We start from the raw sequence: 23,790 nt of genomic DNA, 5'->3' as shown, positions 1-23,790 counted from the left end.
GCTGGGGCGACGCCGTCCGGACCGCCGAGCTGCCGCCCGGCGCGCACGGCGCCGGCCGGCCCGCCGCCGCCGCCGCGCCGCCGGCGGACAGCATGGCCGACCTGGAGCAGTTCGCCCGGACCCTGCGGGAGCGCACACCACCGGAGCGACGGACCCGCTGACACCGTTGGACACCGACGCGTTGGACACCGACGCCACCGCCTGGCTCCCGCCCCACACCGCGCTGATCCGGATCGGCGAGCCGGCCGCCGACGGCAGCGGCCACCCGACCCTGCTCGCGCTCGGCGGCAGCGACCCGCCCGCCACCCACCCGGGCCTGGCCCTCCCACCGGACTTCCTGCTGTCCGAGCAGTTCCGGTTCTGCGAGGAACTGTTCACCCCCGACACGCCGCTCGCCGAGGACGTCCGCGCCACCGCCTGCCTGCTCGGCGCCGCCCTCGCCGAGGCGGGCCTGCTCGACCCGTGGCTCGACCAGGTCCGCCGCAGCCACGCCGACGGCAGCCCGGCCCTGACCCTGCTCGACGTACGGCCCCCGCGGCTGCGCGCACTGCCCTGGGAACTGGTCGCCGACCCCGGGGCCAACGTGTCGCTCTGCGTCGGCGCCGGCGCACCGGGCCTGACCTTCGCCCGCGTCGACCCGCCGAAGGCGGCCCCGGCGCCCGCGCGACTCCCCGCCCACCCGCAACTCCCCGACCTCCGGCTGCCGTTGCGCCTGCTGATCGTGGTCGGCGACACCGACGCGGCGCTGCGCGCCGACGGGGAGATCGCCGGGATCCGCGCCCGGCTGGCCGAACCGTTCGGCGAGTGGCACGTCGAGGTGCTGCGGGCCCCCGACTCGGTCGAACTCGCCGACGCCCTGCGCGACCTCACCCCGCACGTCCTGCACTTCATCGGCCACCAGCAGCGCGACGGCGCCGACCAGGGGGTACTCACCGTCCGCCCGCCCGGGCGGGGCGAGCCGTGGCAGATCACCGGGGCCAATGTGCACGGCCTGCTCGCCGCCCACGTCCCGCGCCTGGTCGTGCTGAACGCCTGCGACACCGCCGGCCGCAGCGCCGAGCCCCTGCTCGCCGCCCTGCTGCGCGGCGGCGTCGCGGCGGTGGTCGGGATGAGCGGCGGCATCGGCTCCGGGCCCGCCGGCCGGTTCGCCGAGGCGTTCTACGGCGCCCTCGGCCGGGCCGAGGCCGTCGACCGGGCCGTCCTGGCCGGCCGGCACGCGCTGCTCAAGGCCGCCCTCGACCGGGCCGACTGGGCCCGCCCGGTGCTCGCCGTCCGCACCCACCCGGACGCCGTGCTGCACCGCTCACCCGCGCTGCGCCCGGCGGCGGAGAGCGACGCCCGGTTCGCCGACGAGCGGTGGAACCTGCGGCACGCCGTCGACCGGGTCGCCGAGCGGCGCGTCCTGTTCGACGGGTTCGGGCCGGCCGGCCCGGCCGCCCCCGTCACCGTCGTCACCGGCGGCCCCGCCACCGGCAAAGCCACCCTGGTCCGCTCCGTGCTGCACACCTGGCACCGCAACGGCGCGCTGACGCTCTGGGTCGATCTGCGCGTCCTCGGCCGCACCGCCACCTGGCTGGACCTCGTGCACGGCGTCGTCGACGGCCTGCGCGCGGCCGACGCCGAGGACCGGCCGCTGCGGCTCCTGGAACACCGGCTGGCCCAACTGCACGACCGCTGGACCACCGACGACGAGCAGCCCCGGCTCACCCTCGGCGCCGACCTGGTCTGGCAGCAGACCGTCCCCGGCAACAGCGTCGGCCACGCCGGCGACCGCCGGCACACCGCGCTGGGCCACCTCGCCGAAGCGCTCCACGAACTCGGCGAGGAGAGCGGACTCGTCCTCGCCCTGGCGGGCCTCGGCGCCCTGGAACACCTGACCGTCCAGCAACTGCTCGCCCCGCACCTCGTCGAGCCGCTGGCCGCACGACCCGGAGGCCGCGCCAAGGTCGTCCTGGTCGTCACCGAGGAGGAGGCGGAGAAGCTGGTGCCGTTCCCGCTGCGCGACACCGCCCGCCGGCTCCCGCTCGGACCGTTCGCCGCCGACGAGGTCGGGTCGGTGATCGGCGACTACGGCCGGGCCCGCGGCCTGCCCGCCGCCCACACGCCCACCTGGGAGGCGGTGATGGCCCTGCTCGTCGACCACCACGGAGAACTGACGCCCCTCCTGCTCCGGGACGGCATGCGCCTGCTCGACATGAAGCGGAGGCCCCGATGACCGACGGCCCGTCCACCCCCGCCACCCCCTCCGCCCCGCTCGACGAACTCGGCGAGCGCCTCGACCAGGGCGAACCGCTGGAGCGGATCCTCCTCGACCAGGTCGGCCCGGACTGGCAGGAGGTCCTGCGCACCTGCGCCGTCCTCCCCGACTTCTCCGAGGACCGCTACCGCGCGATCCTCCGCACCGCGCCCGACGGTCCCGAGATCGCCGACCTGCTCGCCCACGGACTGCTCGAACGCGCCGCCCGCCCCGGCCACTACCGGATCGCCGAAGTGCTGCGCTTCGCCTGCTGGGACTCCTGGTGGCGCGACAGCGCCGCCCCGGCCGGCACGGCCCCGATGCCACTGCGCCACCTCGCCCTGCGGCTGGCCGGAGCGTGCGCGGAGGCCGACGACGAGCCCGGCCGGCTGCGGCACCTCGCCATCGCCGGCGAACTCGACCCGGACACCTTCCGCGCCGCCTTCTACGAGGCCGACCGGCGGCTCGACCTGGCCCACTGTCAGGACCTCGTCAACGCCGTCACCGACCCCCAGGTCGCCCCACTGCTCCCGCCCGCCCTCGGCCGGACGGTCGCCGAGGCCCGCGTCCGCACCCGGGCCCGCGCCCTGTGGCGGCCGGCGTACCACCAGTCCGCCGGGTACTACCGGCGCCCCCGGGTGGAGGAGCCGCTGCGGAGACTGTTCACCCGGCCGGGCTCCCGGCTGCTGCGCATCCACGCCACCGGCGGCTCCGGGAAGTCCATGCTGCTGCGCTGGTTCATGGCTCGGTACTGCCAGGAGCGGCCCACTCCGCTGCCCTGCGCGTACCTGGACTTCGACGACTGCGACCCCGCCCTGGCCGTCACCCACCCGTGGCTGCTCGTCCTGGAGGCGGCCGCGCAGCTGAACGAACAGCTGATCGACACCCCCTTCGACGAGCTCCTCGCCATCTACCGGGAGGACCTCGCCCTGCTGCCGCGCAACCGCAGCCGGGCCGCCGGCGCCCGTCTCACCGGGCGCCCGACGGCGGCCCCCGAGCGGCGGGTGAGGATGGTCGGCGACTTCATCGCCGTCCTCAACGAGACGCTCCGCCGCCAGTGCACCTTCGCCGTCCTGGTGCTGGACACCCTGGAGGAGGTCCTGCTCCGGGACGGCGCACGGCTCGACGAACTGACGGCCGTGCTGGACCGCCTCCGCACCGGCGTCCCCGACCTGCGGATCGTCGCCTCCGGGAGGTACGACCTCGCCGACGCCCTTCCGCTGCCGGCCCGCGACCTGCGGCTCGACCACTTCAGCCCGGCGGAGTCCGACTCCTATCTCCGCGAGGTCCGCGAGATCACCGACCCGGAGCTGCGCCGCGCGATCGGCGAGAGCAGCGACGGCCTGCCCTACACCCTCGCCCTCTTCGCCGACCTCGCCGACGACCTCACCCCCGAGCAGATCCGCTCCGCTTCCGGCCCCGGGCTGCTCTACGCCATCGACCGCGTCCTCGAACGCGTCCACGACGACCGCCTCCGCTGGCTGCTGCGGTACGGGGTGATCCCCCGCCGGCTCTCGCTGCGGATCGTCCGGGAGGTGATGCTCCCGCACCTGCGCGAGGGCATCCGGGGCAGCGGCACGGCCGACGATCCCGAGCTGGACGAACGCCCGGTCATGCGCTTCCCGATCTTCCTCCGGGCCGAGCCCGGCTTCACCGACGAGGCCGACGAACTCCCGGACCTCTGGGCCGCCCTCACCCGCTACGCCGGGGACGCGGTCTGGGTCGGCCGCGACCCGCTCGACCCGGACGGCCTGGTGATCGACCGGACCGTCCGCGACCCGCTGCGCAAGCTGCTCGCCGACCACACGGTGTCCAAGCTCCTCAACCGGGACCTCGCCGCGTACTTCGCCCGCCGGGCGAGCGGGGCCGAGAGCCCCCCGGAGTGGGTCCGCTGGACGGTGGAGGAGTTCTACCACCGCTTCTCCGAGGATCCGGAGAAGGGCGCGCGAGCCTGGGCCCGGCTGTTCGGTGAGCCGGACTTCGGCGAGCCGGACCTGACGCTGTGGCAGCTGGCCGACGAGGTGCTGGCGCTGTACACATCGGACGAGGTGGCGCTGCCCCCGGACGCGCTGGCCCGGACGCTGCTCCTCCTCTCTTGGGCAGGTCCCGAGGCCGGGCCGTCGACGCTGACGGACCACCTTGTCCTCATGGAGATGGTGGAGTCCCTCCCGGTCGACCTCGTGGACCGGGAGGTCCGTCGCGCGATCGAGCTGACCCTCGCCCGTCTGTCACTCCACCTCGGCGGCCCCGCCATGGCGCGGCTCCGACTCGACGCCGCGGCAGCGGACCTCGACCTGGCCGCCCCCAGGGCTGCGGCCGAGTACCACCGTCTCACCGGCGCCGTGGCCCTGGCCGAAGGGCGGGGCGACGACGCCCAGGAGGCGTTCGAACACGCCGACCGCCTGCTGCGCCCCACCGGCGGCGAGGTCGCCGCCGAGACCCGGGCCGACGTGGCCCGTCTGCTGGACGCCGGCTGGGTCGGGCACGCGGCCCGCTGGCTGCCGCGCCTGTCCGCGCAAACTGCGCCCGAGCTGTACCTGCGCCTGCTGCTCGCCGTCGGCCGCCCGACCGAGGTGCTGACCGCCCACGCGCTCCTCGATCCCACCGGTCGGGCCCGGACGGCGGACCTGGCCGCGCTCGCGGCGCTGCGGCTGTACCGGCCCGCCGAGGTGCTGGCACTCACCGACCCGTCGGCGGACGGGCCGCCCGACCCGGCCCGGCTCGTCGGGAGCCAGCTGACCCGTGCCGCCGCCCAAGTGATGCTGCGCGTGCCCGTGCACGAGGTGGCCGCACTGACCAGGCACGTGTCCACCGAGCCGCTCCCGAAGTCGACCTTGACGCTCCTGCTGCTCCGGACCGCCCGGCTGCTCGACACGGCCGGTGCCAGCGAGGAGGACGTGGCGCGGCTGATCTCCCGCGCCGGGAGACTGGTCGGCGCCGCCCTGGACGCTACGTCCTCCGTCCCGCCGGAGGTGCTCGCCGAACGCGCGTGGTGGCCGGAGGAAGCCCCGGAGGAGTCGGCGGTGTCCGCCGCCGAGCGCCGCGCGGCCGCCCCGCCGCCGACCCGGGTGGTCTGGCTGCTCGGCGCGCTGGCCCGCGCCAACCCCGTCGACGACGAAGCACTCACCGGCGAACTGATCGACGCCCTCGGCCCGTTGGGACTCCCGGAGGCCAGGCTGGTCGCGCTGGAGCGGTTGCACCAGCTGCCCCGGCGGCTGCGGATCGGCCTGGAGACCGCCGGCCGGCTGACCGAGCTCTGCATCCCGGACAGGTGGTGGACCGACAGCCCCGACTCCGCGGCGCTCGGGCTCACCTACGCGGAGCTGCTGAGCACCCTGGGCCGCACCCGCGAGGCGGCCGACCTCTCCCGCACCTGCGCCGAGGAACTCGCGCGGACGGAGAGCGCGGTCTGGCTGGACCACCTCGAACGCACCGCGCCCGAGGACCGCGACCCCGATGGGGTCCCGATGGATCTGGCCGACACCCTCCGCCGGCAGTACGGCGCGTTTCCGGAGGCCGAGGCGGCCGCGCTGACCGAGCAGGCCGCACCCACGCTCTGGGCGGGCCGTGCGACCGAGGCCCGGAGCCTGGCCACCCGAGCCTGGCAGCTGCTGGAGGACCGTCCGCCGAGCCTCACCCGGGCCAGGTGCGCAGGCGTTCTGGTGCTGGTGCAGGGCTGGGCGGGCGGCCCGCGCGCCGAGATCGACCAACTGGCGCGCCGGGCGCGCGAGCTCTACCGAGAGCTGGGCCGTGCGCCCGAGCCGCGCTTCCTCCCCAGCGCCGCCGTCGGCACCGAGGAGCCGGACCGGGGTGTCTCGTGGCGCGAGCACGTCCTCGCGTTCGCCGGTGACACCCGGTTCGCGAGGCTCCCCGCCTTCCTCTCCCTCGAACTCCTCGAATCCACCGGACCGGGCGAACGGAGGCCGCTGGTCCTGGGCCAGGCCGCCACCGCCGAGTGGATCCGCGACCTGGAGGCCCTCCAGAGCGCGCTGTCCGGCTCGGCGGCGGACTGGGCGGCGGAGGCCGGAACCCTGCTGGAGGCGGTGCTGCCGGACCGGACCTGGCCGGAGGAGGTGACCGACCTGCGACTGGAGGCGGCCGCCGGCCACGAGGTGCTGCTGGCCGCGCCGTGGGAGGCCGCCGGGAGCGCCGCGGGCGGGCCGGTGCTCCGGCCCGACCGGCACTACGTCTACCGGGGGCTGGCCCGGCACCCGGTCGAGCCCGCGGCGCTCGACCGGCTGCGCGACCTGGCCGAAAGCATTCCGGACCTCCCCCCACCGACGGATCTCCGCGCGTTCGCCGCGAACCTGTGGGGCCTCACGCCTCCCGCGCGCATCCGGGTCGGTGTGCTCGCCCGGCACCGCGTCGGTGGTGCCACCGAGCACACCGGAGGACGGTCGTCGATGTCGCACATCCTCGCCCTCTACGACAACAACCGCTCCGCGCAGGTGGTCGACCTGGACCGGCGCAACGACCGTCGCAGCCTGCCCCAACTCGTCCACGTCCAGGGCACCTTCCGCGAGGAGTCGGCCGAGCTGCGGATCCAGTGGGACTCCCGGGGCGTGAGCGACGCGGCCGGCCTGGAGGAGTGGCTCGGGGACAGCACGGGCCCCCACCCGGTGGTGGTGCTGGAGGCGACGCACCCCGGCTCGCACCACGAGGCCATGCGGCAGTTGCTCCTGCGGAACCTGTTCGCCGCCCAGTTGCTCGCCCACGGCGAGGTCTCGGCCGTCCTGGCGATCGGCCCGTTCCTGCGGCCGGGGCCGGACAGCGAACGGGCGCGGCGGCAGTTCGTCGAGCACCTGATCGCCGGAGTGCATCCCGCGGTCGCCGTGCAGGAACTCACCAAGGCGCTGCTGAACCAGCCGGGGCCGCCGACCGTGGCGCTGCCCGCCCTGTTCAGCGCCCTGCCGACGGACCTCCTCGTTCCCCTCTGGAACCGGTCATGACCGCCGGACCGGTCATGACCGCCGGACCGGTCATGACCGCCGGACCGGTCATGACCGCCCGGAGCCGCGCATGACCGGAGCCGCGCATGACCGCCCGGAGCCGCCCATGACCGCCGCCGAGCGGCGCCGGCGCGTCGCGCTGCTCGCCCGGGCCGACGGGCTGGCCGCCGACCTCGACCACTGGCTGGAGCTCACCGCCGGCCCCGACACGCCGTTCCCCCGGCACCACACCCAGGTCCGCGCGCTCGACGCCGCGCTGCGCCCGCTGCTCGCCCGCGTCCGGGACGGCGAACCATGGCGCTCCGACGTCGAGTTGGGCCTGCTCCAGGAGGTCTGGTGCCGGCTGCGCGACGCGCTCGCCCAGCGCTGGGACGGTTCCACGGCGGAATTCCTCGCGCTGGCCGACGACTTCGCGTGGTCCTGCTACCTGCCCGCGCTCACCGCCGCCCGCTCGGCGGCGCGCGCCGAGCCGCCGGCCGTGGAGCCGCCGCTCGTCCACCTCACCGCGCACGCCGTCCCGTTCGCCCTGCCGCGGCTGAGGGCGGACGGGCGGCAGGCGCGGGCCGGCGAGTTGCAGCGGGCGCTCCCGGTGCCGCTCGTCGGGCTGCCGTTCGTGCAGTCCCGGCACCTCCCGGAGACCGTGCTGACCGCGCACGAGGTCGGCCACTGCGTGCTGGACGCGTTCGGGCTCACCGAGGAGCTGAGCGCGCTCCTCCGGCGGACCGCCGAAAGCGCCGACTGGTGGACCGACCGGCTCCCCGAGGTGTTCGCCGACCTGTACGGGACGCTGTGCGGCGGCTCCGGATTCGCCTTCACGCTGGCCGAGTTCGTCGCGCTGACCCCGGACGGGCCGCCGAGCGAGCGCTACCCGGTGCCCAGGGTTCGGGTCGCGCTGGTCGCGGACACCCTCGCCGAGGCCGGGCACGAGGCGGCGGCCGTCGAACTGCGGGCCCACTGGGACGGGCAGGCGGCGGCGCGGGACTCCGTGCCCGTCGTCCTGCGGCCCACCGTCCGTACGCTGCTGACCACTCCGCTCGACGGCCTCGGCGGCAGGACGCTGCTCGGACTGTTCCCGGCCGTCCCCGAGGCGCTGCTCCGCGCGACGGCCGACGCCCTGCTCCGCCGTACGCCGCTCCCGGCGGGTGGCGAGGCGGGCGCCGGACTCCTCGTCCCGGCCGCCGCCCTGGCGTTCCACCTCGACCCCGACCGCTACACCACCGTCGTCACCGCGCTCACCGAGCGCGTCCACGACCGGGCCGCCGCGTACCGGGACCGGGGCATCCGCGGCCCGGCGGCCCTCGCCCCCGCGGCCGACGACGCCCCGCAGGCCCAGGGCGCCCGGGCCGCCGTCCGCCTGGCGGCCCTGCTCGACGCCTGGTGACGCGTGGACCCGGGGCGTAAGCAGGTCCGAGGCGGTCGGGACGGTTCGGGACGGTTCGAACAGTGACCAACTGAACAGACTTGAACGGTTGGCGACAATCCCGGTCATCTCCTGACGCTTCATCAATCGGCCTTCTACGCTTCGGGCGATCCGGACGGTCCCCCCGGGTCGCCCGGAACGCCCGGTGCGACCGTGTGCCGACCGGCTCCGAAGAACCCGACGAGCCTGGAGATCCCGTGACGAAACGCCCGTCCCCGCGCCGCTTCTGGACGGCCGTGGCCGCCGCCGGCGCGGCCACGGCCGCTCTGCTGTCCCAACCCGGCGCCGCGTCCGCCGACGCCGCCGGCGCGAGTGCGGCGCTACCGCCCGCCGTGGCGGCCACCGTGGCCGTCGCCGCCTACCCGGCGGGCGTCGCGCTCACACCGGACGGCGGACGGGCCTATGTGACCAGCCAGGGCAGTGGCACGGTGACCGTCCTGACCACCGCCACCGGCGCGGTCGCCGGCACCTTCACGGCCGGCACCGGCTCCTACGCCGTCGCCCTCGCGCCCGACGGCCGGCGCGCCTACCTCACCCACCACCTCGACGGCACCGTCAGCGTGGTCGACACCGCCACCGACGCGGTCACCGCCACCGTCCCGGTCGGCGCCGGCGCCTTCGGCGTGGCGGTCGCCCCCGACGGCGCCCGCGCCTACGTGACCAACGCGGGCGCCGGCACGGTCAGCGTGCTGGACACCGCGAGCGGCACCGTCCTCGCCACCGTCCCGGTCGGCGCCGAGCCGCACGGCGTGGCCGTCGCCCCCGACGGCCGGTCCGTGTACGTCGCCGCCTCGGGCGACCAGCGGGTCGACGTGATCGACACCGCCACCGCCACCGTGAGCGGCTCGATACCGGTGGGCCACGGCGTCTTCGGCCTCGCCCTCGCCCGCGACGGCTCCCGGCTCTGGACCGGCAACGGCGGCGACTCCACCGTGAGCGCGGTGGACACCGCCCGCCGGGCCGTCACCGCCACCGTCCAGGTCGGCACCAACCCGTACGCGGTGGCGGTCGCCCCCGACGGCCGGTCCGTCTACGCGAGCAACTACGCGGACAACACGCTGACCGTGCTCGACGCCGCGAGCGGCACCGTCACCGGCACCGTCCCGGTCGGCGCGAGCCCGTTCACGCTGGCGATCTCGCCCGACAGCCGGCGCGGCTACCTGGCCGACTTCGACGGCTCCGCCGTCAGCGTCCTCGCCTTCCCGCCGCCGGCGCCGGTGGTCACCGGGGTCAGCCCGGCCGGCGGCCCGCAGGCCGGCGGCACCGTCGTCACCGTCACCGGCACCGACCTGGCCGGCGCGACTGCCGTGAGCTTCGGCGCCGCCGGGAACGCCGCGTCCTTCTCCTGCACCGCGACCTCCTGCACCGCCACCGCGCCGGCCTCTCCCGTCGCCGGACCGGTCGACGTCCGCGTCACCACGGCGGGCGGCACCAGCGCCGTCGTGCCCGCCGACCGCTTCGGGTACGTCGCCGCCGGCGCCGATGTCGCGGTCGCGCTCACCGCCTCGCCGGTGTCCGGTCTCTTCGGCGGCCGGGTGGACTACGTCCTCACCGTCACCAACCGGGGCCCCGACCCGGTGTCCGCCGCCACCGTCGCGGCCGCGCTGCCCACCGGCCTGGCCGCCGCCAGCACCGACTGCACCATCGCCGCCGGCCGCCTGACCTGCGCGATCGCCGGACCGCTGGCCGTCGGCGCGAGCGCCACCCGGCACTTCACCGTGCAGGTCGGCCTGCTCAACGTCGGCCGGACCTTCACCGTGACCACGGCCCGTACCGGCGGCGCCCCGGCCGACCCGGCGCCCGCCAATGACGCGGCGAGCCGTACGTGCAAGGTGGCGCTGCTCCAGATCACCTGCGACTGACCTGCTGGTCGGTGGCAGGTCCGGACGGGCCCGCTCCCGGGAGCGGGCCCGTCCGGACCTGCCTGGACGAAACGTCCAGCCTGGACGTACAGTCCGAATATGGCCACCGAGACGACCCCCGACCCCCGCCTGCGCACCTGGGCCCCCGTCTGCCAGGCGGTGGCCCTGCTGCTCGGGCCCTACGCCGAAGTGGTGCTGCACGACGCCGCCCGCGACGAGGTGCTCGCGATCTGGAACCCGCTGGGCGGACGCGGGCCGGGCGATCCCTCGCTGCTCGGCGAACTGGACGGCCTGGACCAGGCCGCCCCCGACGTCTACGGCCCGTACCCGAAGCTGCTGGCCGACGGCCGGCGGCTCTCCTCCGTCAGCGCGGTGCTCCGCGACGAGGACGGCCGGCCCACCGCCGTCCTCTGCGTCAACCTCGACCGAGGCCCGCTGGAACACGCCTCCGCGCTGCTCGCCGCCTTCGCCGCACCGACCGCCCCGCGCCCCGCGCCGCTCTTCGAGCAGGACTGGACCGAGCGGATGAACGAGGTCATCGGCGGCTATGTGCGCGCCCACGGCCGCCCCCCGGAGCGACTCGGCCGCGAGGACCGGCTCGCCGTGCTCCGCGAACTCGACGCGGCCGGGGTGCTCGCCGTCCGCCGGGCCGTCCCGGCCGTCGCCACGGCGCTCAAGGTGTCCCGGTCCACCGTCTACACGCTGCTCGCCGAACTGCGCGACACGCCCACGCCGCCGGGCTGACCCAGGGCCCCTCTTCAAACCCCCGCCCCGACGAAGGAGACCCGCCATGACCCGGCTCCCCGACTTCCGTCTGGAGACGTACTTCTCCCGCTGGGAGTTCACCGCCCGCCACCACCTCACGGCCTCCGACGCGCAGAGCATGGCGATGTCCGAACTGCTCGCCCTCGCCGACCCGGAGGACCGGCAGGCCTGGGACACCCTCGCCCTCGGCTACACCGAGACCTTCGGCGACCCGGCCCTGCGCGAGGCGATCGCCGGCCTCTACGAGCGGGCCGGCGCCGAGGACGTGATCTGCTTCGGCGGCGCCCAGGAGGGGCTCAACCTGGCCATGCAGGTCCTGCTCGGCCCGGAGGACCACGCCGTCGTGCTCACCCCCGACTACCAGTCCGCCGAGACGATCCCGCTGTCCCTCTGCGCGGTCACCGGCGTGGCGCTCGACCCGGACCGCGAATGGGCGCTCGACCTCGACGAACTCACCGCCGCGCTGCGCCCCAACACCCGCGTGGTCTCGGTCAACTTCCCCAACAACCCCACCGGCAAGGTGATCGACGCCGCCGACTTCGTCCGGCTGGCCGAGATCTGCGACGAACGCGGCATCCACCTGTTCAGCGACGAGGTCTACCGCGGCCTGGAGCGGGACCCGGCACGTACTCTGCCGCAGGCCGTCGACCTCTCCGAGCGCGCCCTCTCGCTCAACGTCACCTCCAAGTCGCTCGGCCTGCCCGGCCTGCGGATCGGCTGGATCGCCTGCCGTGACCGGGAGTTGCGCAGCCGCCTGGAACGCGCCAAGCACTACACCACCATCTGCAACGCCGCCCCCAGCGAGATCCTGGCCCGGATCGCGATCAAGGCGCGCGAGCCGATCCTGGCCCGCAACCGGGCGATCATCGACGCCAATCTGCCGCTCTTCGACGAGTTCTTCGCCCGCTTCGACGACCTCTTCGAGTGGCGCGCCCCGGACGGCGGCTGTGTCGCCTACCCGCGCTACCTCGGCGCGGACGGCGTCGAGGCGTTCTGCTCCGGGCTGGTCGAGGAGGCCGGCGTCCTGCTGCTGCCGGCCTCCGTCTTCCGCTCGGAGCTGACCCCGTCGCCCACCGACCGGTTCCGGATCGGCCTCGGCCGCCGCGACCCGGCACCCGCGCTCGACGCCTTCGCCGGCTGGCTGAAGGGCCGTCACTGACCAGCCGGGCCGGGCCCCCGGAGGTCAGTCCGCTGCCTCGGGCGGGGTCGACTCCCGACGGGCCGCCTTGGCGCGGTACTTGAGCCCGAGCAGCGCCCCCGGCACACCGTGCGGAACCAGCCAGGACACGTCCTCCCGGTCCACGGCGTCGAAGCGGTACTTGTAGGGCTCGGTGCCCCGCAGGAAGTCGAAGGTGGTCAGGCCCTGTCCGGCCGCCGCCCTGATCGCCTCGGCGATCACCGCCGTGCCGAGCCGCAGCGGCGCCCAGGTCTGGTCCCAGCCGATCTGGTAGTAGGCGAAGGTGTCCCGCCACTGGAACCCGTACAGCACGCCGACCACCTCGCCCGCCCGCTCCGCGACCAGGAACGCCGGGCCCTCGCCCCGACCGGTGTCGGCGGCCCGCTCGATCACCCGCAGGTGCAGCGGCGCGCGGGCCTCGTCGAAGGTGGTCGGCCTGCCGAGCGCCGCCCGGCGCAGCTTGTGAAGCCGAACGGCGGCGCGCAACAGCTCGAAGCGCTCCGGCAGTTCGGCCAGCGCCAGGGCGGGCGGCACCCAGCGGAAGGTGATCCCCTCGGCGGCCAGCTTGCGGCCGTACCGGCGCAGGTTGGCGCGGAACTGCCGGGAGCCCAGCGCGTCCGGCCCGGCCGACAGATCGGCGCGCGGGCACGCGGTGCGGCCGATCTCCACCGCGCCCGGCGGCAGCAGGTCGGCCTGGCCGGGGTCGAGATCGGCGAGCAGCAGGGTCGCCCGTCGGCCGCGCCGGGCGAGCCAGTCGGCCACCTCGGCACGGCGGTGCGGCGCGACGGCGAAGCCGCAGTGGTCGGCCGCGCCCGCCCCGGAGCCGAGCACCGTCAGACAGGGGACGGGCAGCGGCGCGCGCGGATGGAGCCGCTGGACGGTGCGCAGCAGCGGGACGACGGCGTCGACCCGCCCGCCCCCGTCCCGCCAGACCACGATCTCGCCGTCACCCGTGGGCGCGCCGGCACTGCTCTTGGGCGCGCCGATCGTCTCCCACCAGGCGAGTGCCCACTCCGGGGTGGTGAACCAGGAGCCGCCCGGCTCGCCCGCCGCCAGCGCGCGCCAGCCGTCGACCACCTCCGCCGGCAGTGCGGCGGCCGTCCGGTACCGGACCGGCACCGTACGCGGTCCGGCCGGTGCCGGAACGGTCGACCTCGAACCGGCCGACTTCGGATACGCCGTCCCCACGTCTCCTGCCCCCCACACTTCTGCCGTCCCCGGTGCGCCGCCGGTCGGCGGTCCGGTCCGTATTCTTTCGGCAACCGGCCCCTCGGCGGCCCCGTTCGCACCAGGTGGCCGCGGCCACCGGGCCGTTCCGAGCCGTGGCCCCGGGTGCTCAACCGCCGCCGCGCAGGTGGTGCACGGCGGGGTGGAGGCCGGAGAGGATGGTGTCGAACCGGTCCCGTCCCGTGGTCGAGTTGACCCGCAGCCGGCTGATCCGCAGCGGGTGCGGCGGCAGCAGCCGGTCGTGGCGGTGGTCGAAGAGGAAGCCGACCCGGTAGCCGAGGCGGCGCAGTTCGGCGTCGGCGCGCGGGTCGAAGTTGCCGTTGGGGTAGGCGAAGGCGGTGGGGGCCTCGCCGTCGAGCCAGCCGGTGAGCGCCTCGTGCGCGCGGCCGATCTCCTCGCGCAGGGTGCCGCCCTCGCACCGGTCGAGGCACGGGTGGCCGGCGGTGTGGTTGCCGATCGCCACGCCGCCGCGGCTGAGCGTCAGCAGGTCGGCGGGGGTGAGCTGTTCCTGGCGGGGCGCGCGGATCGCGGCGCTCTCCCGGAGTTCGGCCAGCGCGGTGCGGCGGTCCCGGTCGGCGAGGGTCTTCATCCGGCGGACCACGCCGTCGGGCGGGCAGTCGGCCAGGCTGCGGGCGGTGCCGCCGTGGGCGGCGAGGAAGGCCGCCTCGGTCCACCAGAACGGTTGGTCGCCGCCGATGAGGTCGGTGACCACGAAGGCGGCGGCGGGAATGCCGAGCCGGGTCAGCACGGGCAGGCCCTCGGTGAGCACGGTGCGATCGCCGTCGTCGAAGGTGACCAGCACGCTGCGGGGCGGCAGCGGCCGACCGGTCCGTACGGCGTGCTCGACGGCCTCCGCCGAGACCGGGCGGGCGATCCGGACCAGGCGCTCCATCTGGAGCGCGAACACCCTCGGGTCGTCCACCCCGTGGTAGGCGAGGACGGCCAGCCGCCGGGTGGCGGTGAGCCGGAACAGCGGCTGGAGCGGCGAGTTGCGCAGGACGGCGTCGACGGTGGACCGTCGGCCGGCGAGCCGTGCCCGCGGCGGGGCGGTGACGGTGGTCGTCCGCGCGGTCGTGGCTGGCGTCGTAGGCGGTGTCGCGGTAGTCCGCGTGGTCGCGCCCGGATCCGTGGTCGTGGCGGTCCCGGTGGCCGTTCCGGTGCTCGGGCCGTCGGCGGCCCCGGTCGAATGCGCGGTCCCTTCGGGCATGGACGCGCTCCCCCCTTCCTCCCCGTGTGATGGTGCGGTGGCGGGGGTGGAGCACGTTCGCACCGGCAGACCCGGCCGCTCGGCACACGCCTGCAGGGTGGGCGGCCCGCCCCGCTCCACGAATTCCCAAGATAGAGCAAAAACCCATGCTCCGACCCGTGTTGTACGCCGCCAACGGGCTTTGCGGGGAGGTTGGCGCATTTGCCGACGGGGTGGTGGCCTGTGCGACGGCTGGGAGCATCCTGAGTGCTTGCTGGTGGGAGCGGGGTGGGTGCGACCTGGGAAGAAGGGCCGGGGCGCGCGCCCCGGCCCGGTCGCACCCTCCTCGCCCGACGGGGCGTCAGAAGGGGTAGGTGCAGGTGGTCACCTGCTGCGCGGCCTCCAGGGCCGGGCCGGCGGTGGCGCAGATCATCTTGAGGTCCTCGGTGACCACGCGGGGCGTTATCGCCTTGGCGGAACCCCTGGTGATGGTGGTGGCCGAGGCGGCCGGCACCCACGGGCTGCCCCAGGCGCGCTGGGTGCGTACCTCGACCTTGACGACCGTCAACTGGTTCTGCTCGGCGGAGACCTGGGCGATTCCGACGAATCCTCCACCGTCCTTCTCCTGCCAGACGCACGGCTGGTTCAGCACCGTCGTACAGGAGACGGCCCCGGCCCCGGTCGTGCCTGCGGTCGTGCCCGCCGCCGTGACCGTCACGGCCGAGGCCGGAAGGGCGGTGGCCGCCGTGATCCCTGCCGCCGCGACCATAAGAGCTGCGATCCGAGCGTTCATGATGTCAATCTCCTTGGAATGAAAGGGAATCCCACTCTGTGGGATGAGTCTTGCACAAAATATGGACGTGCCCTATGTGTGCTGCATCACACTCATGGTGACCGTTCAACTACGCCTCGCAATCTCGCCAGTGACCTCGCGATCACCGTCAGGTGTCGATCCGTCGACGAACCGGTGCCGCCGCCCGGCTCGCGGTCCCGGCTGATCCGGTGCAACTCGCCCGCGACGAGGCGGCGTTCACTCGTTCGTGTCGCGCATCGGTGACAGGTCGTTCGGGCGGCTACTATCGGGCCGACCCCCCCGGAGGTGACCCGGATGAACACGGTCATCGTGCAGTTGCCCGAGCCCAGTCCGCCCGTCCGCGCCGACCGCCGGTTCGCCCGGCTGCCGCGCCCGCCCCGCAGCGCCCCGCCCGCCCGTCCGACCCTGCTGCACCTCGGGCCGGGCGACAGTGTCGAGTTCGGGCGCGGCGAGTCCGGCCACCCGCTCGCCGTGCCGATCCCCGACCCGGGCGTGTCGCGCCGGGCCGGCGAGATCACCGCCGCCGAGGACTACTGGCGGCTCTCCAACTTCAGTGCCAGCGCGACGTATGTCGTCGAGAACCTCGAAGGCGCCGGCGAGCACGTCAAGGTCGCGCCCGGCCGACTCGGCGCGCCCGTGCCGTTCGAGTTCTCCCGGGTGCTGCTGCCGGCCCTCGGCGAGCCGGTCGCCTTCAAGGTCTTCGCGCCCCAACACGCCTATCTGGCAGGCGGACCGACGGGAGAGGGCGACGACGACACGCCGGGCCCGGCCGCCGGCGAACTGACGGTCAGCCCGTTCGCCCTGGACCCGACCGCCAAGTACTTCCTCGTCCTGCTCGCGCTCTGCGAACCCCGCCTGCGCTCGCCCTCGGCGGCGGCCGTCCCGGGGGCGACCGAGGTGGTGGCCCGGCTGCGCGGCCTGCCGTCGTGCCGCGACCTCACCCGCTCGGCGGTCAACTACCACATCGACTACCTGGTCGGCAGCAAGCTCCGCCTGCGCGATCCGGCGGAGCCGGCCGACCCCGGGGGAGCCGGCGGCAAGCGGGAGGAACTCGTGGCCCTGGCCCTGCGGTTCGACCTCGTGCGGGAGGAGCACCTGGCACTGCTCCCGCCCCTGCGCGGCGGGTGACCGGGCCGTGGCACCACCCGCGGTGAACGCCGCCTGGGCCGAACCACCCGGCGGCGAACCGGCGTTCGCGGTGCCGCCGGGCTACCCGGTCGCGGGCTACCGGATCGGCGAGCGGATCGGGGCCGGCGGCTGGGGCAGCGTCTACGCGGCCCACCGGGCGCCGCAGGAACCGGGCGGGCCGCTCCCCGAGGTGGCGGCCGTCAAGTTCCTCCACCCGGGGCGGCTCGGACCGGGCCAGCGGCACACCGTGCTCCAGGTCGCCCGCAGCGAGATGCGGTTCAGCCGCCGCGCCGACCACCCCCACCTGATCCGCACCCTCGCCGTGCTCACCCTCGCCGACCCGGACCACCCCGAACTCGACGGCGCCGTCGTCCTGGTGATGGAGCGCGCCGCTCGCAGCCTGCAGGACGTCCTCGCCGCCGCCAGGCCGCCGGAACCGCCCCCGGACGCCGACCGGATCCTCGCCGAGATCGCCGCCGGGCTCCGCCACATGCACACCGCCGGCTGGGTGCACGGCGACCTCAAGCCCGGCAACGTCCTGTTGATGCCCGACGGTACCGCCAAACTCGCGGACTTCGGCCTGACCGCGGAGCTGGAGGGCACCCACGCCTACGCCCCGCCGCTCGGCTCGCCCGACCACGTGCCGCCCGAGTGGTGGTCCCAGCGGACCGGCGCGCGCGGCGTGGCGCTCCGGACCAGCGCCGACCTGTGGGCCTACGGCGTACTCGCCCACCAGGTGCTGACCGGCGGGCTGCACCCCTTCCTCGGCGCCACCGCCCGCGCCCGTTCGCTCGCCGCGCTGGCCTACGCGCGCGGCAGCGCCCCGCTCCGCCTCGACGCCGGGCTGCCCGAGCGGTGGCGTCCGCTGGTCGCCGCCTGTCTGACGGCCGATCGGCAGCGGCGCGCGCAGCTGGACCTCGCGGCGCTGCTCGCCACCGCGCTCGGCGGACCGGGTGCGGGCGCGGGTATGAGCGTCGGCGCGGGCGTCGGCGGCGACACGCCCGGCGCCGGGCGCGTACCCCGCCGGGGCCGCCGCCGGAGCCGTCCCGTCGTCGGCGCGGCGGTCCTGCTCACCGGCGCCGCGGCCCTGCTCCAGCTCACCGGCGCGCCCGAACCCTCCGTCGGCGCGTCCACCGTGGCCGCGCCGCCGCCGGCCCGGCCCGGCGCGATCCCGCGCGACGCCGACGTCCCCGCCGCGCTGCGCGGCCCGATCGAGGACGCCGCCCGGCGCTGCCCAGAGGCCGAGATCACGCCGGCGCTGCTGGCGGCGATGCTCAAGGCGGAGTCGGGCTTCGACCCGGCGGCGGCCCGCCCCGCCACCGGGGAGTACGGCGTGGCGATGTGGACGCCCTCGGTCTTCAACGCCTGGGCGCAGGACGCCGACCACGACGGCGTCAAGAGCTATCTGGACCCGGACGACGCGATCGCCGCGATGGGCGGTTACGTCTGCTGGCTCGGCCAGCGGTTCAAGGAGCAGGGCTACCTGCCCGCCGAGCTGCCCGCCCTGGTGACGGCCGGCTACCGGTCGAGCGAGAAGACCGTCGCCGAGGCCCGCGGCGTCCCCGCACGGTGGATCACGCACGTCACGCGCGTCCTCGGCTACCTCGCGGAGTACGGCGGGGGTGGCGTGGCGGGGCCATGAGGTCGGCCGCATCCGCCGCCTCCCCGGCGGCGTCACAGCGGAACCGATGGTTCCGGATGGGATGCTCGGCGGCATGTTCACCAAGCTCCGACCACTCGTCACGCAGTGGACCACCGTCGTGCCACTGCTGGCCTTCCTGGTCCTCGTCCTGACCTGGCACCGCGATCTCCCCGGCTGGGTGGTGGGGGTGGTGTCCTGCTTCCTGGCGGGCGCCGTGCTCGCCGCCGTGCACCACGCGGAGGTGGTGGCGCACCGGGTGGGGGAGCCGTTCGGCTCCCTGGTGCTCGCGGTCGCGGTGACGGTGATCGAGGTCGCGCTGATCGTGACCCTGATGGCGGACGGCGGGGACAAGGCGGCGACGCTCGCCCGGGACACCGTGTTCGCCGCGGTGATGATCACCTGCAACGGCATCCTGGGCCTGTCCATCCTGGCGGCGGCCTTCAAGTACCGGGCGGCGGTCTTCAACGCCGAGGGCACAGGCGCGGCGCTGGCCACCATCGGGACCCTCGCCACGCTGAGCCTCGTCCTGCCGACCTTCACCACCAGCTCGGCCGGCCCGCAGTTCGCGCCCGGCCAGCCGTCGCCTCGCACTGGCTCTCCGGGCCGCTGGTGCTCGGCCTCGGCCCCTCGCACCTGGTGCTGCTGGCGCTCACCCTCGTGGTCGGCACCCTGACGGTCATCCCGCGCCGGGCGACCCCGCTCCAGGGCGCGGTGCACTTGGCGATCCTGGCCGCGTACGTGGTGCTGGCGATCAACCCCTGAGCCCGCCGCCTCGTTCGCCCGAGGCCTGGCTGATTCATGGCAGTGGAGAACTGATTGTCCGACCGGTCCACCGAATGAATCCGGTCACTCGCGGCTGAGGGAACGGTGTGGCGGACCCGTCCGGAGGCACCGGGCGTGTCGCCAGGCGCCCGCGTGTCGGGTGCGGCACGACGGGCATGCTCCATATCGTCGGGTGTCCGCCGAATCCGCCGAGTCCGCCGCAGGACCGACACCCGTGGGAGCGTCGCATGCCCGGCCCAGCACAGCAGTCGTCCACCCGCCCCGCCCGCCCGGACACCGCCCGACCGTCCGACCCCTCCGACTCCTCCGGCCCTTCCGACCTGTCCAAGTCGCCCTCGGCGCCTGATTCGTCCGGGCCGTCCGGTGCCGCCGAACCGGCGGCTGCCGCTGCCTCCGCCTCCGGGAACGACGTGGACACGGCCGACGTGATCGTGGTCGGCGCGGGCCCCGCCGGCTCCACCGCCGCCTACCACCTGGCCCGCACCGGCCTGGACGTCCTCCTGCTGGAGAAGTCCGCCTTCCCCCGCGAGAAGGTCTGCGGCGACGGCCTCACCCCGCGCGCCGTACGGCAGTTGATCGACCTCGGCATCGACGTCTCCGAATCCGCCGGCTGGCTGCACAACCGCGGGCTGCGGATCGTCGCGGGCGGGCGGCGACTGGAACTCGACTGGCCGGAACTGTCCGCCTACCCGGCCTTCGGACTGGTCCGCCGCCGCGCCGACTTCGACGAACTGCTCGCCCGCCGCGCCGCCGCGGCCGGCGCCCGCCTGGTCGAACGGGCCAACGTGGCGGGCCCGTTGCTCGACGAGCGGACCGGCCGAATCACGGGCGTCACCGCCCGCCTCGGCGAGGAGCGCCGCCCCGTCGCCTACCACGCGCCCCTGGTGGTGGCCGCCGACGGCAACTCCACCCGGCTCTCCCTGGCGATGAAGCGCTACCGCCGGACCGACCGCGCGATGGGCGTCGCCTACCGCACCTACTTCACCACCCCGCGCCACGAGGACCGTTACCTGGAGGCCTGGCTCGACCTGCGCCACCCGACCGACCCGGCCCGTCGCCTCCTGCCCGGCTACGCCTGGGTGTTCGGCATGGGCGACGGCACCGCCAACGTCGGCCTGGGCGTCGTCGACACCGGCGCCGTGCCCGGCGAGGTGGACTGGAAGGACCTGCTCCGCCGCTGGTGCGACGGCCTGCCCGCCGAGTACGGCTACAGCCCCGAGGCCGTCACCGAGCCCATCCGCGGCTCCGCCCTGCCGATGGGGCTCAACCGCCAACCCCACTACGCCGACGGCCTGTTGCTGATCGGCGACGCGGGCGGCACGGTCAGCCCGGCCACCGGCGAGGGCATCGCCTACGCGATGGAGTCCGGCCGCTACGCCGCCGAGACGATCGTCCAGGCCCTGGCCCGCCGCACCGACCGGGGCCGCGACCTGGCCCTGCGCGCCTACCCGCAGGCGCTGCGCGCCGCCTACGACGGCTACTTCGCACTCGGCCGGCTCACCGCCGCCGCCCTGAGCCGTCCGCGCCTGCTCGGCGCCGCCGGCGCGGCCGGCCTGGGCAACCCGGCAGTGCTGAAGGCGGCGTTCCGGCTGATGGTCAACCTGACCGAGCCCAACTCCCGCGACGCGCTGGACCGCCTGCTGCACGTCCTCGGCCGCCTGGCCCCCAGCAGCCGGGGCTGACACCCGGGCCGGTCGGCCCCCGGAGGCTCCGATGCAGTTCCCCGACGGGCGCGCCTAGTCGTTGAACCAGGCGCGCCCGTCGGGGGAGAGGAACGCCCGGAGGACGAAGGCGCCGAGGGCGATCCCGGTGAGGGCGGCCGGCGAGCCGGTCATCAGCAGCAGGGCGGCGGTCGCCACCGAGAGCGCCTCGATGACGACCACGGTGGTCCTGGTCCAGCCCGCCCGGCGGGAGGCCAGGCCGGCGCAGGTGCCGAGCAGCAGGCCCATCAGGACGGAGGTCATCGCGATGAACCGGACCGGCGCGACCTCCCCGGCCTGGTTCCGGCCGAGGGCCGCGAGCAGCATGAGGCCCGTGAACCCGCTGAGTGCGGCGTGCACCCAGACGCCCGCGACCGCCCACCTGACCGCCGTCGGCATCCGCCGCGCTGCCCACTGGTCCGTCATCGCTGACCACCCCCGGTCGTCGAGCGGCCCTGACCGGTGGCCGGGGCCGTACCGGCGAGGATCGGGCCCGGTCTGACGGACTGTCAATGGAACGAATGCGCTCCGCGTCGGCACGGTCACGGTCCGCCGCTGGTTACGAGGGCTGTTCCGGCCCGAGTCTGGGGGCGTGACCCTCCAGTCTGCGCGCCCCCGGCGTTCGCCGTGCGCGGGTTGGCCGAAATCGGGGGCTCCGGTTTGTTCACGGGCCGGAGAAGTTGACGCGGGGTCAGCTGATCCGCTTGCCTGGTGGCAACCGGACACGGAGGGTGACGAGTCACGCTCCGACCCGGGCACACCGCGGAGCGGCCGGCGACCCCTCGCCCGCCCCCGCCGCCCTGCCACCACCTCACGACGGAGACAACGTGCGCCTTCGCCTGCTCGCCGTGCCGCTCGCCGCGGTCGTCGCCCTGCTCGCCCCGACCGCCCCGGCCCTCGCCGCGGGCGCGACCCCGGCCGCCCCGCCCGCCATCGGGGCGGCGGCCGCCACCCCGTCCGACGAGTGCTCCGAGGCCGACCTGCAGGGCGACCCCCGCCTCGGCCCCGCGAACCTGCCGACCACCGGCCCGGTGGGCCGCGAGCTGATCGGCTACCGGCGCACCGGCAACCTCAGCACCGAGAAGTTCCTCGACACCTACTACAGCCCCACCGCCAACAACGGGAAGCCGGGCTGGATCTACCCGCCCGCCAACGGCTACGTCACCCTGCCCGACGGCACCCCGATCGAGTTCGAGATCACCCTCTACCCGAACCAGCGGATCGACCGCTACGGCAGCGAGTACGGCTCGTTCCTCGCCCCCGAGGGCCTGCCGTACGCCAGCCGCTCGATCCCGCCGCAGAGCCTCGACAGCACCCCGGCCCCGAGCTGCAACTACCACGACTACAAGGTGATCAAGCCGTTCGCCGTGCACGCCGGTCCGATCGCCCCGTGGTTCGGCCAGCCCGGTTACGGCCTCCAGTACCAGCTCGACGCCGCGCTCGTCCCGAACGGTCCGGCGCGCCTGAACGTGCTCTGGCTCGTCGACAACGGCTACCTCGCCCGGATCTGAGCCCGGATCCGAGCCGTGGGCCCGGGCCGGGGCTGAGTCCCCGGCCCGGGTTCGAGCTGGGGTCCCAACCCGGGTGAGACGCCATCAGCGCCCGGCGCGACGGCGCCGCCTCCGGGCCCGGCCGGTCACCAGACGTCGCCCGCGCGCCAGTCGCACACCAACTGCCCGCCGAGGTCCAGCGGCACTGAGCCGGGCAGCACGAACACCTCGCCCTCGTCGTCCGGCGTCGGCTCCGGCCCGCGCGGCGTCAGTGCGGCGAGCGGCCCTTCCCACAGCCGCCAGCCGCGCGCCGCGTAGAAGCCCACCGCGTCGTCCGCCGAGCACAGCGCCCCCGCCTGGTAACCGCCCCGGACCACCTCCTCCAGGGCCGCCATCAGCGCCGCGCCGTGCCCGCGCCCGCGCCGGTCCGCGCGCACCACGACGTTCTCCACGTACCCCGTGCGCAGCGCCCGCCCGCCGTGCACCAGCTGGCGCTGGACGACCGACGCGTGGCCGATCAGCGCTCCCCCGCTCTCCCGGAGCAGCGCGTGCATTCCGCCCAGCCCGTGCTCCCAGTCCTCCTCGGTCAAGTCGGGGAAGGCCTCGACCAGCAGGGCCCGTGCGGCTTCCCGAGTGGCGTCGTCCAGTGCGGAGGTGTGGGTGATGACCAAAGTGACCATGGCCCGATCGTGGCACGGCCGGGCGGCGGCACCGAGCGGATTCGGCCACCGGCCCTCGGACGGTTCCCGAAGGCTCCGACCACTGCGGATCGTCACGCAGGGTGAGTGACCGGGTGCCCGCGCCGTCCTGCCGGCTGCTCCTCCGCCGGCTCGGCCCGGCGGCGTTCCACGGTTGCCGCACCGGGCGGAGGCGGGGGCACGGGCCTAACCTGGAAGGGCGCGCCGGTGCGTGGTGCGGAACGGGAACGGTGGGCCATGACGGTCGTCTCGGCGGCACTCTTCGGGGCCGATTGGCGTGCGGCGTCACCCGGCTCCGCCGACCTGCTGCGCGAGTGCGCCGCCCGGGGCTGGACGGTGGTCCTGATCGCCCCCGGCCCGCCCGGAACCCCGGCACTCACCGTGACCGATCCGGGTCGCGACCCGGTCCGGGCCGCCCTCGACCTGGTGGACGGCACGACGGAGCACGCCGTGTTCGTCGCCGGGAGCGCTTCCGAGGTACGGGCCGCGCGCCGGGCCGGAGTGCCCTGTGTCGCCGTGCTCGGCGGCGGCGCGACCGCCGCGGAGCTGCGTGCGGCGGGCGCCGTCGAGGTGCACCGCGACGCCGCGGCCCTGTTGCGTGTGCTGGACGACAGCCTGCTCGCCCGTCCGCGGGCGTTCGGCGACCACCGTCCGACCGCCTCCACCGCCCTCGCGGGCCGGAGCGGTTAGCACACACCCCACCCGGGCACCCG

General features: G+C 75.5%; 16 protein-coding genes and 1 pseudogene. 12 read left to right on the top strand and 5 right to left on the bottom strand.

Annotation, left to right across the window (positions count from 1 at the left end):
• Positions 1 to 166 precede the first annotated feature (166 nt).
• From ACFP3U_RS32810 to ACFP3U_RS32785, 6 genes are all read left to right on the top strand, one after another.
• On the top strand, positions 167 to 2,215 hold the full coding sequence (locus ACFP3U_RS32810) for a CHAT domain-containing protein (protein WP_380229399.1): 2,049 nt from the start codon (positions 167 to 169) through the stop codon (positions 2,213 to 2,215).
• Positions 2,212 to 7,185: a hypothetical protein gene (locus ACFP3U_RS32805; RefSeq protein WP_380229398.1), complete on the top strand. Its 4,974-nt coding sequence runs from the start codon at positions 2,212 to 2,214 to the stop codon at positions 7,183 to 7,185. Before ACFP3U_RS32810 ends, ACFP3U_RS32805 begins: the two co-directional genes overlap by 4 nt.
• A 106-nt stretch (positions 7,186 to 7,291) precedes the next feature.
• Positions 7,292 to 8,566, top strand: coding sequence for a hypothetical protein (locus ACFP3U_RS32800; RefSeq protein ID WP_380229397.1), 1,275 nt, complete (start codon positions 7,292 to 7,294; stop codon positions 8,564 to 8,566).
• A gap of 236 nt (positions 8,567 to 8,802) precedes the next feature.
• The gene (locus ACFP3U_RS32795) at positions 8,803 to 10,467 is read left to right on the top strand and encodes a YVTN family beta-propeller repeat protein (RefSeq protein WP_380229396.1); all 1,665 of its coding nucleotides are present in this window, start codon (positions 8,803 to 8,805) and stop codon (positions 10,465 to 10,467) included.
• Between the two features lie 99 nt (positions 10,468 to 10,566).
• Positions 10,567 to 11,211 (top strand): helix-turn-helix transcriptional regulator, encoded by a 645-nt coding sequence (locus ACFP3U_RS32790; RefSeq protein WP_380229395.1) that lies wholly within the window; start codon positions 10,567 to 10,569, stop codon positions 11,209 to 11,211.
• Positions 11,212 to 11,257: 46 nt separating this feature from the next.
• Entirely contained in the window at positions 11,258 to 12,391 is a 1,134-nt protein-coding gene (locus tag ACFP3U_RS32785; protein ID WP_380229394.1) for an aminotransferase class I/II-fold pyridoxal phosphate-dependent enzyme, read from the top strand.
• Positions 12,392 to 12,415: 24 nt separating this feature from the next.
• Here the strand turns inward: ACFP3U_RS32785 and ACFP3U_RS32780 are convergent, their stop codons facing one another.
• The 3 genes from ACFP3U_RS32780 to ACFP3U_RS32770 form a co-directional block, all read right to left on the bottom strand.
• Complete coding sequence (locus ACFP3U_RS32780) at positions 12,416 to 13,528, bottom strand: GNAT family N-acetyltransferase (RefSeq protein ID WP_380229393.1); 1,113 nt, start codon at positions 13,526 to 13,528, stop codon at positions 12,416 to 12,418.
• A gap of 217 nt (positions 13,529 to 13,745) precedes the next feature.
• Positions 13,746 to 14,843 (bottom strand): polysaccharide deacetylase family protein, encoded by a 1,098-nt coding sequence (locus ACFP3U_RS32775; RefSeq protein WP_380229392.1) that lies wholly within the window; start codon positions 14,841 to 14,843, stop codon positions 13,746 to 13,748.
• A gap of 340 nt (positions 14,844 to 15,183) precedes the next feature.
• On the bottom strand, positions 15,184 to 15,615 hold the full coding sequence (locus ACFP3U_RS32770) for a hypothetical protein (protein ID WP_380229391.1): 432 nt from the start codon (positions 15,613 to 15,615) through the stop codon (positions 15,184 to 15,186).
• A gap of 315 nt (positions 15,616 to 15,930) precedes the next feature.
• Between ACFP3U_RS32770 and ACFP3U_RS32765 the strand changes: the two genes are divergently transcribed.
• The 4 genes and pseudogenes from ACFP3U_RS32765 to ACFP3U_RS32750 all read left to right on the top strand — a co-directional run bounded on the left by ACFP3U_RS32765 (position 15,931) and on the right by ACFP3U_RS32750 (position 20,871).
• Complete coding sequence (locus ACFP3U_RS32765) at positions 15,931 to 16,764, top strand: serine/threonine protein kinase (RefSeq protein WP_380229390.1); 834 nt, start codon at positions 15,931 to 15,933, stop codon at positions 16,762 to 16,764.
• 7 nt (positions 16,765 to 16,771) lie between these two features.
• Positions 16,772 to 18,406 (top strand): protein kinase domain-containing protein, encoded by a 1,635-nt coding sequence (locus ACFP3U_RS32760; RefSeq protein ID WP_380229389.1) that lies wholly within the window; start codon positions 16,772 to 16,774, stop codon positions 18,404 to 18,406.
• A gap of 73 nt (positions 18,407 to 18,479) precedes the next feature.
• Positions 18,480 to 19,168 (top strand): annotated as a pseudogene (locus ACFP3U_RS32755) (calcium:cation antiporter).
• Between the two features lie 248 nt (positions 19,169 to 19,416).
• The gene (locus ACFP3U_RS32750; RefSeq protein WP_380229388.1) at positions 19,417 to 20,871 is read left to right on the top strand and encodes a geranylgeranyl reductase family protein; all 1,455 of its coding nucleotides are present in this window, start codon (positions 19,417 to 19,419) and stop codon (positions 20,869 to 20,871) included.
• A gap of 54 nt (positions 20,872 to 20,925) precedes the next feature.
• Here ACFP3U_RS32750 and ACFP3U_RS32745 read toward each other — a convergent pair whose 3' ends face one another.
• Positions 20,926 to 21,315 carry a hypothetical protein gene (locus ACFP3U_RS32745; protein WP_380229387.1) on the bottom strand — a complete coding sequence of 130 codons (390 nt, stop codon included), beginning with the start codon at positions 21,313 to 21,315 and terminating at the stop codon, positions 20,926 to 20,928.
• Positions 21,316 to 21,716: 401 nt separating this feature from the next.
• On the opposite strand from ACFP3U_RS32745, the gene ACFP3U_RS32740 reads away from it, so the two are divergent.
• Positions 21,717 to 22,400, top strand: a complete 684-nt coding sequence (locus ACFP3U_RS32740) for a TNT domain-containing protein (RefSeq protein ID WP_380229385.1) — start codon at positions 21,717 to 21,719, stop codon at positions 22,398 to 22,400.
• A gap of 125 nt (positions 22,401 to 22,525) precedes the next feature.
• Here ACFP3U_RS32740 and ACFP3U_RS32735 read toward each other — a convergent pair whose 3' ends face one another.
• A complete protein-coding gene (locus tag ACFP3U_RS32735) occupies positions 22,526 to 23,059 on the bottom strand; it encodes a GNAT family N-acetyltransferase (RefSeq protein ID WP_380229383.1) in 534 nt (177 codons plus the stop codon).
• A gap of 255 nt (positions 23,060 to 23,314) precedes the next feature.
• Here ACFP3U_RS32735 and ACFP3U_RS32730 point away from each other — a divergent pair, with 255 nt between their 5' ends.
• Complete coding sequence (locus ACFP3U_RS32730; RefSeq protein WP_380229382.1) at positions 23,315 to 23,767, top strand: HAD family hydrolase; 453 nt, start codon at positions 23,315 to 23,317, stop codon at positions 23,765 to 23,767.
• The last annotated feature ends 23 nt before the right edge of the window (positions 23,768 to 23,790 follow it).

This window comes from Kitasatospora misakiensis, from assembly GCF_042656005.1.
Taxonomy (GTDB): Bacteria; Actinomycetota; Actinomycetes; order Streptomycetales; family Streptomycetaceae; genus Kitasatospora; species Kitasatospora misakiensis.
This window is presented reverse-complemented; position numbering and strand designations above follow the sequence as displayed.